This is a genomic window from Rheinheimera sp. MM224 (genome assembly GCF_947090785.1).
In the GTDB taxonomy this organism is placed as follows: domain Bacteria; phylum Pseudomonadota; class Gammaproteobacteria; order Enterobacterales; family Alteromonadaceae; genus Pararheinheimera.
On sequence record NZ_OX352320.1, the window covers coordinates 2531248 to 2545736 of the forward strand.

The 14489-nt window shown below is 46.5% G+C and carries 11 protein-coding genes; 5 read left to right on the forward strand and 6 right to left on the reverse strand.

Going from position 1 to position 14489, the window contains the following annotated elements; all coding sequences use genetic code 11:
- Nucleotides 1-36: 36 nt before the first annotated feature.
- Together metG and OM978_RS11915 are read left to right on the forward strand one after the other, a co-directional pair.
- Nucleotides 37-2100: a methionine--tRNA ligase gene (metG, locus tag OM978_RS11910; protein ID WP_264342438.1), complete on the forward strand. Its 2064-nt coding sequence runs from the start codon at nt 37-39 to the stop codon at nt 2098-2100.
- A gap of 56 nt (nt 2101-2156) precedes the next feature.
- Nucleotides 2157-3569: an MFS transporter gene (locus OM978_RS11915; protein WP_264342439.1), complete on the forward strand. Its 1413-nt coding sequence runs from the start codon at nt 2157-2159 to the stop codon at nt 3567-3569.
- A gap of 38 nt (nt 3570-3607) precedes the next feature.
- Here the strand turns inward: OM978_RS11915 and OM978_RS11920 are convergent, their stop codons facing one another.
- Nucleotides 3608-4618: an NAD(P)H-quinone oxidoreductase gene (locus tag OM978_RS11920; RefSeq protein ID WP_264342440.1), complete on the reverse strand. Its 1011-nt coding sequence runs from the start codon at nt 4616-4618 to the stop codon at nt 3608-3610.
- 87 nt (nt 4619-4705) lie between these two features.
- Between OM978_RS11920 and OM978_RS11925 the strand changes: the two genes are divergently transcribed.
- The 3 genes from OM978_RS11925 (at nt 4706) to OM978_RS11935 (ending at nt 7635) form a co-directional block, all read left to right on the forward strand.
- Nucleotides 4706-5896: a class I SAM-dependent rRNA methyltransferase gene (locus OM978_RS11925; RefSeq protein WP_264342441.1), complete on the forward strand. Its 1191-nt coding sequence runs from the start codon at nt 4706-4708 to the stop codon at nt 5894-5896.
- A 55-nt stretch (nt 5897-5951) separates the two neighbouring features.
- The gene (locus tag OM978_RS11930) at nt 5952-6527 is read left to right on the forward strand and encodes a YceI family protein (protein ID WP_264342442.1); all 576 of its coding nucleotides are present in this window, start codon (nt 5952-5954) and stop codon (nt 6525-6527) included.
- 874 nt (nt 6528-7401) lie between these two features.
- The gene (locus tag OM978_RS11935) at nt 7402-7635 is read left to right on the forward strand and encodes a lysozyme inhibitor LprI family protein (RefSeq protein WP_264342443.1); all 234 of its coding nucleotides are present in this window, start codon (nt 7402-7404) and stop codon (nt 7633-7635) included.
- 367 nt (nt 7636-8002) lie between these two features.
- Here OM978_RS11935 and OM978_RS11940 read toward each other — a convergent pair whose 3' ends face one another.
- From OM978_RS11940 to OM978_RS11960, 5 genes are all read right to left on the reverse strand, one after another.
- Nucleotides 8003-8302, reverse strand: coding sequence for a PilZ domain-containing protein (locus tag OM978_RS11940; RefSeq protein WP_233007333.1), 300 nt, complete (start codon nt 8300-8302; stop codon nt 8003-8005).
- 80 nt (nt 8303-8382) lie between these two features.
- Nucleotides 8383-8769, reverse strand: coding sequence for a response regulator (locus tag OM978_RS11945; protein WP_233007334.1), 387 nt, complete (start codon nt 8767-8769; stop codon nt 8383-8385).
- Between the two features lie 100 nt (nt 8770-8869).
- Nucleotides 8870-12802, reverse strand: coding sequence for an ATP-dependent RNA helicase HrpA (gene hrpA, locus OM978_RS11950; protein ID WP_264342444.1), 3933 nt, complete (start codon nt 12800-12802; stop codon nt 8870-8872).
- Between the two features lie 107 nt (nt 12803-12909).
- Entirely contained in the window at nt 12910-13329 is a 420-nt protein-coding gene (locus OM978_RS11955) for a CBS domain-containing protein (RefSeq protein WP_264342445.1), read from the reverse strand.
- 55 nt (nt 13330-13384) lie between these two features.
- The gene (locus tag OM978_RS11960) at nt 13385-14410 is read right to left on the reverse strand and encodes an isoaspartyl peptidase/L-asparaginase family protein (RefSeq protein WP_264342446.1); all 1026 of its coding nucleotides are present in this window, start codon (nt 14408-14410) and stop codon (nt 13385-13387) included.
- Nucleotides 14411-14489 lie beyond the last annotated feature (79 nt).

Genomic DNA, 14489 nt, shown 5'->3' on the forward strand with positions numbered 1-14489 from the left:
AGCCACTTTTTTCAGTGATATATCTATGAGTTATCGATGACACAACGCAAAATTCTTATCACCAGTGCTTTACCTTATGCCAACGGCCCCATTCACTTAGGTCATATGCTGGAATATATTCAGACTGACATCTGGTCCCGTTTCCAAAAAGCCCGTGGTCATCAGTGTTATTACGTCTGTGCTGATGATGCTCATGGCACTCCTATTATGCTTAAAGCGCAGCAGCTGGGTATTACCCCAGAGCAGATGATTGCGCAAACTTCGCAAGAGCATCAGGCTGACTTTGCAGAGTTTTTAATAGGTTTTGATAACTATCACAGCACTCATAGTGAAGAAAACCGCCAATTCGCCAGCGATATTTATACCAAGCTGGATAAAGGTGGTTATATCAAACGTAAAACCATCAGCCAGTTGTTTGACCCTGAAAAACAAATGTTCCTGCCGGATCGGTTTGTGAAGGGCGATTGCCCTAAATGTGGTACTTCTGATCAAAACGGCGATAGCTGTGATTCATGTGGCGCAACCTACAGCCCAACTGAATTGAAAAACCCACGTTCAGTAGTGTCAGGTGCAACTCCGGTTTTAAAAGACAGCGAACACTATTTCTTCGACCTGCCTGCTTTTGAGCAAATGCTAAAAGACTGGACCCGCAGTGGTTCATTGCAGGATGAAATGGCGAACAAACTGCAGGAATGGTTTACTGAAGGCCTGCAGCAATGGGATATCAGCCGCGACGCACCTTATTTTGGTTTTGAAATTCCAGGCGCGCCAGGCAAGTTTTTCTATGTCTGGTTAGACGCTCCTATAGGCTACTTAGCCAGCTTTAAAAACTACTGTGATAAAACAGGCGTGAACTTTGACCAGTTCTGGCAAAAAGACTCTGACGCTGAGATTTACCACTTTATCGGCAAAGACATTATCTATTTCCACAGCCTGTTCTGGCCAGCTATGTTAGATGGTGCTGGTTACCGTAAACCTACCTCTGTGTATGCGCACGGTTTTGTCACTGTCAACGGTGCCAAAATGTCCAAGTCTCGTGGCACCTTTATCAAAGCCCGTACTTATTTGGAGCATTTAAACCCTGAGTATCTGCGTTATTACTTTGCATCTAAGCTCACCAGTAATATCACCGACCTGGATTTAAATCTGGAAGATTTTGCGCAAAAAGTGAATGCAGATTTAGTAGGCAAAGTGGTGAATATCGCCAGTCGCTGCGCCAGCTTTATCAGCAAAAAATTCGATGGCAAATTAACAGCAGACATTGCAGAACCTGCGTTATTAGCTGAGTTCACAGCTGCAGGCGAAACCATTGCCGAAAGCTTTGAGAAACGTGAATTTGCCCGTGCTATCCGTGAAATTATGGCGCTGGCCGATAAAGCCAACCAGTATATAGACGCTAAAGCGCCTTGGGTGCTGGCAAAAAATGAAGCGACCTTAACCGAAGCGCATTTGGTCTGCTCTATGGGTATTAACCTGTTCCGCGTACTGATGCATTACTTAAAACCAGTGCTGCCGGCTATGGCCAAAGAAGTGGAACTGTTTTTAAACGATGAATTAAGCTGGTCGACGTATCAGACCGCTTTAACCAATCACAGCATCAATGTATTTAAACCTCTGATGCAACGTGTAGAAATGACAAAGGTAGAAGCTATGGTCGAAGGCTCAAAAGAAAACTTACAGCCTACAGCTGCGGCACCTGTTGCTAAAGCTGCTGTTGCAGAAACTAAAACAGCTCCTGCTGTTGCTGCAGATGGCGCTATCGAACCTATTGGCGAAACCATCAACATTGATGATTTTGCCAAGCTGGATTTACGGGTTGCCCGTATTATCAACGCCGAACATGTGGAAGGCGCTGACAAGCTGGTGAAACTGCAACTGGACTTAGGCAACGAGCAACGTCAGGTGTTTGCAGGCATTAAATCCGCTTACCAGCCAGAGCAACTCATAGGTCGTCTGACTGTGATGGTTGCGAACTTAGCGCCACGTAAAATGCGGTTTGGCATGTCAGAAGGCATGGTCATGGCTGCTGGCCCTGGTGGCAGTGATATTTTCCTGTTAACACCAGATGATGGTGCTACGCCCGGAATGCGCGTTAAATAGAAAATACGGGCGGGTCCGATGTAAATCGCCCGCCCTTTTTTGTGACAAGGAAAAGCATGTCTAACATTCTGCGTTCGTTTTCTTCGTTGTATTTTGCCACTTTATTGATGGTACTCGCCTCTGGGGTACTGACCACTTATTTAGGTTTGCGCCTTGCCGCAGACTCGGCAGCTCAAATCTGGATAGGCGGCATGATGTCGGCTTATTATCTGGGGTTAGTCGCTGGTTCTAAAATTGGTCACCGTTTAATAGCCCGTGTTGGTCATATCCGTGCTTTTGTTGCCAGCGCTGGCATTACCACAGCAAGCGCTTTGGGTCATGCCTTAATAGACGATTTAGCCGTCTGGCTGGTGCTGCGCCTGATGGTGGGTATGGGCATGATGTGTATGTATATGGTGCTGGAAAGCTGGCTGAACGAGCAAGCCGACAGTAAAAACCGCGGTACAGTCTTTGCCAGTTATATGATTGTCTCTTACTTAGGTTTGGTGCTGGGTCAGCTGGCGATTAGCTTAAACCCGGAATTAACTCTTAAACCTTTGCTGATTGTCGCTATGTGTTTTGCGCTTTGTATTGTGCCTTTGGCCTTAACACGCCGTATTCACCCTGCGCCTTTGCAACCTGCGCCACTTAAAATCAAACTATTCTGGCAAAAAGTGCCACAGGCACTGACGACCGTAGGTATGGCTGGTGTGATCGTTGGTTCTTTTTATGGCCTTGCACCGGCTTATATTGCGCACAGCGGCGCCAGCACACAACAAGTTGCAGCTTATATGGCAACCACCGTTATCGCAGGCTTATTAGCGCAGTGGCCTATGGGGCGTCTGTCTGACAAAATCAGACGCAGCAGGCTGATCCGTATCAATACAGTGATCCTCGGTGCCATTGTGCTTTGTATAGCTATACTGCCGCTGAGCGGAATACCACAACTGGTGTTTACTTTTGCTTTTGGTATTTTAGCTTTTACGCTGTATCCGCTGGCAACAGCGCTGGCGAATCAGAATGTAGAGCAGGAACATAGGGTTGCATTGTCAGCCACTATTTTACTGACCTTTGGTTTGGGCGCTTGTATTGGGCCACTGATCGCTTCTGCTTTTATGCAGCTGATTGGCGATAGCATGCTGTATGGTTTTATGGCTTTATGTACTTTGCTGCTGTTTTTACGTTTAACTCAGGTGAATTACCAACAGAAACAACAAAACAAAGAAGTAGCTCAGGACTATGTCATGGCATCGGGCGACTTAATGTCTTCTCCTTTAGCTGCCGCCTTAGATCCACGGGTTGACGAGCAAATGGTGCAGGAGCAAATGGTCAACCCTCATCATTCGGATGCAGAGCTGCCGACAGCGGATCAGGAGTTGAGCAGTATGGATGCAGAACAAGAAGCTGCTGTAACCACTGAAACTGTTGAAGCTGTAGATGAAGCAGAGCCAGATAAACACCAAACATCAGATCACAACAAACCGGCTTAAGCCGGTTTGTTGTTTTCAAAGCTCAGTAAGCGAAAAAATCAAAATAACGTGAGTACCAGTTTGCCCACCACAGCGTTAGCAGCCAGCAACTGATGCGCCCGCTCCGCTTCTGACCAGTCGATACTTTGCGCCAGCACAGGTTTAATTTTTCCTTCCGCCAAAGCCTTTCCAAACTGCTGACTAAAATCGCTGATTAATGCTGATTTATAGCCATCTGTTCTGCTTCGAAGTGTGGAGCATAAAAGCTGACCGCGTTTTTTCAGCATCAGGCCTAAATCCAGCTCTGGTGTCATACGGCCACCCAGCATAGAAAGCACGACAATCTGCCCATCCAGCGCCAACAGCTGAATATCTTTGGCGATGTATTCACCTGCTACAGGGTCGATAATCAAATCAAAACCTTGAGGTCGTGCGGCTTTTAGTTCAGCATCAAAATCATGAGTTTTATAGTTCACAGCACAATCGACGCCTAAGGCTAAGCAGGCTTTGGCTTTTTCGTCCGAACCCACTGTCACAGCAACAAAGCAGCCCATAGCTTTACCCAGCTGTAGAGCTGCTGTGCCAACCCCACTGGCCCCTGCATGCACCAATAACGCGCCTTGATAGGGCAAATGACCCACAACCCGCATCGCCTGGAAAGCTGTTAAAAACACTTCAGCACAAGCAGCAGCTTCGCTCATACCCAAAGTTGCAGGCTTTTTGATCAGATGTTCTGCAGACATAGCGACATACTGCGCATAACCACCGCCAGGCACTAAGCCAAATACAGTCTCGCTAAGCCAATCTTGCGATACATCATCGGCCACAGCCACCACAGTACCAGCGACTTCCAAACCTAAAATATCGGACTCCCCTGCTGGCGGCGGATAGAGTCCTGAACGCTGCAATAAATCTGCTCTGTTAATACCTGCAGCTGCGACTTTAACCAGAACCTGCCCGGCTTTTAGCACAGGAACAGCCACTGTGACTTGCTGCAACTGGCTTTGGCTACCGGGATTAATCACCTCAATAGCGGTCATTTGACTGGGTACGACATGCTTTTGCGTCAATTTGGCTGATCCTTTTAATAGTTTTGCTTTAGCTTTTGCGCACTCTTCACTAAAATAGCGCCCCTTGCCCATCTACAGAGTAGACCTATGTCTCACAGTATCATTTTACAACCCGAACGCGAAAAATCCTTAAGACGCCGCCACCCTTGGGTGTTCTCTAAAGCGGTATTGCAGGTTAAAGGCAAACCAGAGTCGGGTGAAACTGTAGATGTATTGACCCACGATGGGAAATGGTTATGCCGCGGCGCTTATTCAGCCGACTCGCAGATCCGCGTGCGCGCCTGGACTTTTAACGAAAAAGAACAGATTGATCAGGCCTTTTTCACCCGCCGTATTCAGCGTGCCTGGTCTGTGCGTCAGGATATGTATGATTTAAACCAAACCAATGGCTTACGCATAGTAGCAGCTGAATCTGATGGTTTACCTGGCGTGACTATCGACTTATACGCCGATGTACTGGTCTGTCAGCTGTTATCCGCTGGTGCCGATGCAAATCGCGAGTTGATTGTCACCGCACTAAAACAAATTTTCCCTGACGTCAGCATTTACGAGCGTTCAGACGTGGATGTACGTAAAAAAGAAGGTTTAAAACCAGTCACTGGCTGGTTGCATTTGCCTCGTGAAAGCGGCGAAGTGGTGATTTTAGAAAACGGCATGAAAATTCTGGTCGATGTGATCAACGGCCACAAAACAGGTTTTTATCTGGATCAACGTGATTCACGCGCTGCAGCAGGCCGTCTGGCGAAAGGCAAAACCGTGCTGAACTGCTTTAGCTACACCGGCACTTTTGCTTTGTCGTGCTTAAAAGGTGGCGCGGCTCATGTCACTAACGTGGATATGTCGGATTTAGCCTTAAAAACCGCAGAACGTAATTTAGCGTTAAATAACATGGAACTGGACAAGGCCAACAACGTCAAACAGGACGTCTTTAAACTGCTGCGCGAATACAAAGAGCAAGGCAAGTTGTTTGATATGGTAATTTTAGACCCACCAAAATTTGCCGACAGCAAAGCCCAGTTGATGCAAGCCGCCCGCGGCTACAAAGACATCAACCGTGTCGCTATGCAGTTGGTGAAACCAGGTGGTTTATTACTGACCTTCAGCTGCTCAGGCTTAATGGAAGAAATGCTGTTTCAGAAAATAGTGGCCGACGCTGCACTGGATGCGAACAAAGATTGTTTGTTTATCGAGAAACTTAGTCAGTCCAGCGACCACCCTATTGCCAGCTTCTACCCTGAAGGTCATTATCTGAAAGGTTTAGTCTGTAAGGTATTTTAAGAACCTATTCTCATCCCGGGATTTTGTTCCGGGATCATCACAAAAGGAGTGTTCGATGACGATGAAAAAATTAGCTTTAATAGTGGCCGCAGCCTTAAGTTTTTCTGCTGCTGCCGACTGGTCCGTCAATAGCGCGCAATCCAGCCTGAATTTTGTCTCGGTAAAAAATGACGTTGTGGCCGAAACCCACAGCTTTAAAGACTTAACAGGCAAGTTAACTGAAGCAGGCGAGTTTTCGGTCGCTATTCCTGCGCTGAGCATCGACACAGCCATTCCAATCCGTAACGAACGTATTCTGGAACATGTGTTAGCGGCCAAACAATACGCCACTATCAATGCCAAAGGCAAAGTCGACAGTAAAGTGTTAACTGGCTTAAAAACCGGTGACAGCGTTGTTGTGGATCAAGCGTTAGATTTGACCTTACTCACTCAAACCCAAAGCCTGATGGCTAAAGTAAAAGTGACCAAAGTGTCAGACAGCCAATTGGTAGTCACCACTGTTGCGCCAATTATGCTGGACGTAAACAAATTCCAGTTAAATGCAGGCGTAGAAAAACTGCGTGAACTGGCAGGCTTAAAAGCCATCAGCCCAATGGTACCAACCACTTTTAGTCTGGTATTGGTGAAGTAGATTTTTGGTTGAGTTTGATTTGTGAAACAGCCACCTTTTTCGGTGGCTTTTTTTATGCTCTATCGTTCAGTATATGAATTGTATTTGGTATGAACCAAATACACCGAGGTCAAAACAACACCAATTTTAATGGCCAATCACCGCCAAAATTAAATATCAAGTACAACACAAAACACAGCAACGCGTAAAATATTGTTCTGATTGCAAGTTTGATTAGCCTGAAATAACAGTGCGAATAACTTTTGCTGATAACCTGAAAATCCTTGTCTAAAGATAAAAAAATAAAAAATAGACACAATAAGGAAACTAAGGCTACGAGGAGAAGCCAGATACTTAGCGGACCGGCAATGAAAATTGATACAATAATGATCCAAATACAAAATACAAACACAGGAATTTGATAAAAATAGGCATCATCATTAGGACTATTGCTGTCCGTCGAGTGTAATTTATCAAGGAACGTCACTGATAATAAAATTAGTATTTTAAGAGTAAAAGCCCGGGAATAACTTTCATCTGTTACAAAATAATAGAAACTCGCTAGGTCACTGGCTATAAACAGTGCAAGGATCAGTAAGGTCAAAAGCAAGTCTGTTTTATGGGATATTGCCTTAAGCATTTTTATTCCTTTTTTCGTACAGACGAATGACTGATCTGGCTGACAAAACAAGCTTATGATTGTTCTTAACTTACTGAATAAAGATAGTAAGTTACCCAAAATATACGATTAAAAGCGCCTCTGTAAAGCTTAATAAATCGACTTTGGCAGAAGAAAAACTATTCGTTTAGCAACAGCATAATTTTTACTAGCCTGCCTTGAAATCCCTCACTTTCCCTGACACTGTTAACACAGCAAATTCAAAAGGATAGGAAGATGAAACTTTTACTTATCGTCACCACCCTACTCGCCACAGCTCAGCTTCAGGCTGCCGCAGCAGACAACCAAATCAATTGCCAGGCGAAAGACTTAGGTACTGTCGACCAACTGATTTGTTCAGACCAAGAGCTGCTCAAACAAGATCAGCAACTGGCAGAGGTGTATCAGCAGGCTTTGCTAAAAGCGGCCAATGAAAAACCACCTCTGTTAAAAGCTGAGCAGCGCGGTTGAGTAAAAGGGAAAGCCGATTGCTGGAAAGAAGAGGATAAAAAAGCCTGTGCTTCAACGCTTTATACCCAGCGTATTGCCGAGTTACAGGCGCGTTATGAACTGGTTCCTGTCAGTAAAAAACTACTGCTTAGCTGTGAAAATAATCCGGCCAATGAAATTTCAGTTCGTTATTACCCCACCACACCAGCCACTTTAATTGCGGATTATGGTGATCAGGTATCTTTAATGTATCAGCAAGCTGACCAGAGTTATGTCGGAAGAAATGAAAAACTATCGGAGCAAAAGGGTATTTTTACTGTGCAATGGGGTTATGAAGCACCGCTGATGAGCTGCAAAACTAAATAGCAGTAAGCGCTGCGAAGGCTAGTTAATTCAGCTCTATGATTTGCACACCCAGCTGGTAGCAGTCTTCTTGTTCCTGAGCGCAGCGCATTACTTTAGCGTGGGCGGATAAAGGTGGAATACTGGGGTTGGAGCTTTGCATTTTGATGTAGAGCAGAATGCCCATCTCAAGCGGCTCATCTATTTCCAGCGACATGCCGGTAGAACTTAAATCACGGCAAATGGCGTTGATCACCCGGCCCGATTGTGGATCGTTGATCATCAGCTGGACCTGAGAATTCACCATCATACGGTAGTAGTTGCGTTTATCGCTGTGGCCTAACATAGACTTTACTGCCTTTGCTTATTGCATGATATTTAAAGCGTCGCATCTTTTATAGATCGGCCACAAGCTGCTGTAAAGGCTTATTTGTGCAAATGACTGCAGAGTAAATCGTCCACCAGCATCTGAATATGTCGGGCGCTGATAGGTTTGCTGACAAAAGCGTCTGCGCCGGCGTCCAATGCAGTTAATTCATCGCGCGGAGTATCCATACCAGACATCATCAGAATAGGAATATGGCCGGTTTCTGGGGCGTTTTTCAGCAGGCGGCAGGTATCCAGACCATCCAGGCCTGGCATACAGATATCCATCATCACCAGATCAGGTTGTTGCTGCAACACCAGTTGCAAAGCTTCTACCCCACTTTTGGCGTAGGACAACTGATAAAAAGGCGACAAAGCCAACTCCAGCAGACGAAACATAAAATCTTCGTCGTCCACTATCATGACCTTCTTTTGCTTCAGTTCCATTGTCTGCATCCTTGTGATCTCCATTCAAACGCATCGATGCGTTTGACTTAAGTGTATGGCCTATTTAACGATTTGCCAAAAAATCAGCCAAAAATTAACTTTACTTTAACTCACTAACTGCCAGCAAAATGCGTTTTACCGACACTGGATAAGGTGTTCCCAAAGTTTGAGCATGCAAGGACACTTTAAGTTCCTCCAGCATCCAGCGGATGGCCAGCACTGGTTCCGGAATAGTGCGGCCGGCATATTTACCCAGCAGGCTTTGATAAGCTTCTTCTGCTTTTTGGTATTCGTGTGACATCAAGCGGTCACGGTTTGGATCCACAGGCAGTTTTTCCTGACGTTTTTGTAGCGCTTGTAAATATCGCAAAATAGCATCTAAACGTGCCGCACCATGAGTACTGACAAAACCCTTAAACAGCAAAGAGTCGAGATGTTGCTTGATTTCACCCTGACCTTGCACATGTTTTAACTCAACTTTACCTTTGAGCTTTTTCTGAATTTCATGGCCGAGGGTTAAAATCTGCTCCACTTTCAGCGCGATACGAAGCACTGTTTCACCCAGCTCTGCGCGGATCTTCTCTTTGACAGCGGTAAAGTCAGCTTCTGTTTCAGGCCAGGGCTGTTCACTGATCAGTTGATCAACACCAGCGGCGATACAGTCGTCTATCAGCTCCAGCACTTTGCCAAAAGGATTAAAGTACAAACCAAGCTTGGCCTTGTTGGGCAAGGATTCCTGCAGGTACTTCACTGGCGATGGCACATTGAGCAAAACCAATCGGCGCAAACCCAGTTTGCTTTGCTCAGCCGCTTGTTCGGCGTTATCCAACAGCTTAATAGACACCGAATCTTTGTTATCCACCAAAGCCGGATAAGCTTTGATTTGATAACCGGCCTGCATTTTGATGTATTCACGCGGCAACTGGCCAAAAGACCACTGTGTCAGCTTATCCTGCTCTATACCCCGCTCAGCCACCTGGCTTAAGTTCTGCTGTACTTTGCCTTGCAGCTCTTGTTTTAATAGCGCCAAAGAGCGGCCTTGTTTTAAAGTCGTGCCTTTATCATCCACCACCTTAAAGTTAAACTTCAGATGAGTTTCAATACCCGAAAGCTCCCAGGCATCGTCCGGAATAGTCACGCCCGACATACGTTTTAATCTGTTGCTGACCACATCCAGCAAAGGCCCGTCTTCCGGTTTAATACTTTGCAATAAGGCATCGGCGTAATTTGGTGCTGGCACAAAGTTGCGCCTGTATTGTTTGGGCAGGCATTTAATCAGCGCCACTAATAAATCGTGCCGCAGGCCCGGGATCAGCCAGTCAAAGCCCTGCTCTTCCAGCTGATTCAGCAAGGACAACGGCACCACCAGACTGACACCATCATCTGGCGCGCCAGGTGAAAAATGATAATCCAGAGGTAAAGTTAAATTGCCCTGACGCCAGAATTCGGGGAATTTATCGGCAGTGACTTCAGAGGCGTCACGCTTATACAGCTGTTCTAAATCCAGATGCAGTAATTTAGCGTCTTTGGCTTTGGCCTCTTTCCACCATTTAGCAAAATCCACTCTGTTATTGGCCCAGACCGGAATTTTTTCAGCGTAAAACGCAGCTAAGGTCTCTTCATCCACCAGAATATCGCGGCGGCGGGCTTTTTCTTCCAGCTCTGTCACTTGCTCAATCAGCTTTTGGTTATGGGCTAAAAAGCTTTCGTTCAGGCCTAAATCCTGCTCCACCAAAGCACTGCGGATAAAAATGTTGTGACAAGTGGCAGGGTCTATTTTGCTGTACAGCACAGGGCGTTTGCCGACAATGATCAGGCCATACAAAGACACCTGTTCATAGGCCACTACCGCGCCTTTTTTCTTTTCCCAGTGCGGCTCGCTATAACTGCGGGTGACTAAATGCATAGCCGCAGGTTCAACCCATTCAGGCTCAATTTTTGCCACAGCACGGGCATAAAGCTTGGAGGTTTCAACCAGTTCAGCGGCCATCACCCATTTGGGTTTACGTTTAAATAAGCTGCTGCCAGGGAAGACAAAAAAGCGGCTTTGGCGTGGGCCCATATAATCGGCGTCGCTATCGCGGCTACCGATTTGGCCTAATAAACCTGTCAATAAAGCACTGTGAATTTGCTCGTAGGACGCAACCTGCGAATTCAGGCTCCATTGCTGCTCGCTACAAATTTGGCTTAACTGGCCAAATAAGTCCTGCCATTCGCGCACACGCAGGTAGTTCAACAGCTCTTGTTTACATAAACGGCGGAACTGGTTATTGGTCAGCTCGTCCTGCTTCTCTTGCAGATAAGCCCAAAGCTTGAGCCAGGCACTGAAATCTGAATCCGGATCGGCAAAACGGCCATGTAATTCATCAGCTTTTTGTTGTTTATCCAGCGGACGTTCGCGTGGGTCCTGAATCGACAAAGCTGAGACAATCACCAACACTTCCTGCAAACAGCTGTGTTCTGTCGCCGCAAATACCATACGGGCTAAACGAGGATCAACAGGTAAACGGCTGATTTGACGGCCTAAGTCGGTCATTTGCAAACTATGGCTATTGGACTGAGGCTTGACTGCTCCCAGCTCTTCTAACAGCTTAATACCGTCGTTAATAAAACGACTGTCTGGCCGCTCTAAAAACGGGAAAGCCTGAATATCACCTAAGCCCAACGCCAGCATCTGCAAAATAACAGAGGCTAAGTTGGTGCGCAGAATTTCCGGGTCAGTAAATTCTGGTCTGCCATTAAAATCTTCTTCGCTGTATAACCGAATACAGATACCAGCGGCTACACGACCACAACGGCCTTTGCGCTGATTGGCACTGGCCTGACTGACAGCTTCAATCGGCAGCTGTTGTACCTTAGAGCGGTAGCTATAACGCGAGATCCGCACTGTGCCAGGGTCTATCACATAACGAATACCAGGCACTGTTAACGAGGTTTCAGCCACGTTGGTCGACAGCACTATTCTGCGGCCAACATGGTTTTGGAAGATCAGGTTTTGCTCGGCTGCACTTAAACGGGCGTACAGTGGCAGTATTTCAGTGTGAGGCAGTTTTAACTTTTCCAGCGCATCGGCTGTATCACGAATTTCGCGCTCGCCGTTTAAGAAAATCAGAATATCGCCGGGAGGCTCGCGGTACAGCTCTTCCACTGCATCAAAGATAGATTGCAGCTGGTCAGCATCTTTATCGTCGTTTTCCGCCAAAGGCCGGTAACGGGTTTCGACCGGATAAGTGCGGCCTGAGACTTCGATAATAGGCGCATCAAAAAAGTGTTTGGAAAAACGCTCTGGATCTATGGTGGCCGAGGTAATAATGACTTTTAAATCAGGGCGGCGCGGCAACAGCTGTTTTAAATAGCCTAATAAAAAGTCGATATTTAAACTGCGTTCGTGCGCTTCGTCGATGATCAGTGTGTCGTATTGATTTAAAAATCTGTCCTGCTGAATTTCAGCCAGCAACACACCGTCCGTCATCAGTTTGACTAAAGTAGTGGGTGCAGTGTGATCGCCAAAACGGATTTTATAACCCACCTGCTGACCAACAGGGCATTTCAGCTCTTCAGCCAAACGTGCAGAGACACTACGGGCTGCTAAACGCCGGGGTTGGGTATGGCCTATCATGCCAGCAACACCGCGACCTAACTCTAAACAGATTTTTGGAATTTGGGTGGTTTTACCTGAGCCTGTTTCACCGGCAATAATCACTACCTGATGTTTAGCAATGGCGGCTTTAATATCGTCTTTTTTACCTACGACAGGCAGTTCAGCCGGGTATTCAATAGTGGGGACAGCAGCCAAACGTTGAGCCCGTAGCTGCATAGAGGCGGTAATTTTTACCGACAACTGCTGCATTAACTGCTGCTGTTTGCTCTCATCCTGCTGCTTTTTAATGTTCTGTACGGACTGGCGAAAACGGTGCTGATCTTTGGATAAAGAATTAGCAATGGCTTTGGTAAGCGCGGCAACAGAAATTTCAGCGTCCGTATTAAGGTGATTGCTAGCAACAGCAGGTTTAGCAGTAGAGTCGGTCAACACAAGGCCCTCAATAAATAGGGGCGACATGCTACCAAGTTCAGGGGCTTTAGATCCAGTAAAAGCACCGCTTAAAACGGTGCTTTTACTGCAACTTCAATATTAATACCCTAACTAACGGCTTTGTAATGGGAGTGCAGTTCTAAGTCTATAGCCCTTAGTACATCAGTTCTGCTAATCACCCCCAGCAGATAACCATCGTCATCCACCACAGGATAAACCTTAGGTTTGGACATCAGCATAGTTTGCGCTAAGTCCACTATGCCGTGGTACGACTTAACCGTCAGCACTTCAGTACGCATCACGTCTTTGACCGAAGCGGCCTGCTGTAAGTGATAAGTGCCGGACAACATTCTTGCTAAGCAATCCTGCTCAGACACAAAACCAATCACTTTTTTAGCTTTGTTGATCACAGGCCCACCCAATTGTTCGGCAAGGATCAGTTTATTCACAGCTTCTTCGACAGACATCTCTTCGGTAAAGGTCACAGGGTGACGATTCATATGATCGGATATTTTTAATAAGTCCATAAGCCCCTCAAAAGTGTCGTATTTTCACAACACCTTAAGCTTAGACCAGCGTGAGCTATTTGGCCGGACTGTCTTTAAAAATTTCAGTCACTGCAGCTTCGCCTTCCGTTCTTTTTGCTCTGTACATGCCTTCGGTATTAAAGCTCCAGCCTACTTTGCCCTTGTGATCAATCAGGATCACACCACCAGTGCCCCCTACTTTCGCCAGATCTTGCTGAATAACCTGATCGGCGGCTTTGTCGGCGCTGATGCCCTGATACTTCACCCTGGCGCAAATATCTGAAGCAACCCGATAACGGATAAAAAACTCGCCGTGACCAGTGGCCGACACTGCGCAGCTGGCATTGTCAGCAAAGTTACCGGCGCCAATAATAGGCGCATCACCAATACGGCCATAACGTTTGGCCGTCATACCGCCAGTAGAGGTTGCTGCTGTTAATAAACCACTGCGATCCATAGCCACAGCGCCTACAGTGCCCATATTCCACTCTGGTAACCATGGTGCTTCTAAACGATAGTTTTGTGCCTGATGTGGTACTTTTTGCATACTTTGTTTGGCTTTTTTCAGTGCTTCATAGCGAAAAGTGGTGTCGAAATAACTGTTATCTACCAGCTCCAGCCCCTGCTCTTTGGCAAATTGCTCAGCACCAGCACCAGAGAGCATCACATGCTCAGATTTTTCCATCACAGCGCGGGCTAATAACACAGGGTTTTTCACGTGAGTTAAACCAGAAGCAGCACCAGCCATCAGGTTATCACCCCGCATAATGGACGCATCCAGCTCGTGACCTTCGTCATAGGTATAGACAGCGCCTTTACCAGCGTTAAAAAGTGGAGAATCTTCCATAATCAGCACAGCTGCTGTGACTGCATCCACACTGCTGCCACCTTTTTCCAGCACCGCATAACCTGTATCCACCGCATGTTTTAAAGTGGCGTGGTAGGCCTGCTCCTGAGCATCTGTCATCTGGCTTTTATTGATGGTACCGGCACCACCGTGTATGACGATAGCTATAGGTTGTTTGGCAAAAGCCAGAGCAGAAAAGCAGCTTAAGGCTAAAAAAGACATGGTGCGGCGCATAAGAGATCCCTGATTATTTTATTAGTGAATTTACAGATAACCAAGGTTGTACCGCGAACGCCAGGGCTGATGCAAGTTG

Excerpts from the sequence above, each read along its gene's own strand:
- metG (WP_264342438.1), top strand. The coding sequence starts at position 37 with ATGACACAACGCAAAATTCTTATCACCAGTGCTTTACCTTATGCCAAC.
- OM978_RS11915 (WP_264342439.1), top strand. The coding sequence starts at position 2,157 with ATGTCTAACATTCTGCGTTCGTTTTCTTCGTTGTATTTTGCCACTTTA.
- OM978_RS11925 (WP_264342441.1), top strand. The coding sequence starts at position 4,706 with ATGTCTCACAGTATCATTTTACAACCCGAACGCGAAAAATCCTTAAGA.
- OM978_RS11930 (WP_264342442.1), top strand. The coding sequence starts at position 5,952 with ATGACGATGAAAAAATTAGCTTTAATAGTGGCCGCAGCCTTAAGTTTT.
- OM978_RS11935 (WP_264342443.1), top strand. The coding sequence starts at position 7,402 with ATGAAACTTTTACTTATCGTCACCACCCTACTCGCCACAGCTCAGCTT.
- OM978_RS11940 (WP_233007333.1), bottom strand. The coding sequence starts at position 8,302 with ATGTTAGGCCACAGCGATAAACGCAACTACTACCGTATGATGGTGAAT.
- OM978_RS11945 (WP_233007334.1), bottom strand. The coding sequence starts at position 8,769 with ATGGAACTGAAGCAAAAGAAGGTCATGATAGTGGACGACGAAGATTTT.
- OM978_RS11955 (WP_264342445.1), bottom strand. The coding sequence starts at position 13,329 with ATGGACTTATTAAAAATATCCGATCATATGAATCGTCACCCTGTGACC.
- OM978_RS11960 (WP_264342446.1), bottom strand. The coding sequence starts at position 14,410 with ATGCGCCGCACCATGTCTTTTTTAGCCTTAAGCTGCTTTTCTGCTCTG.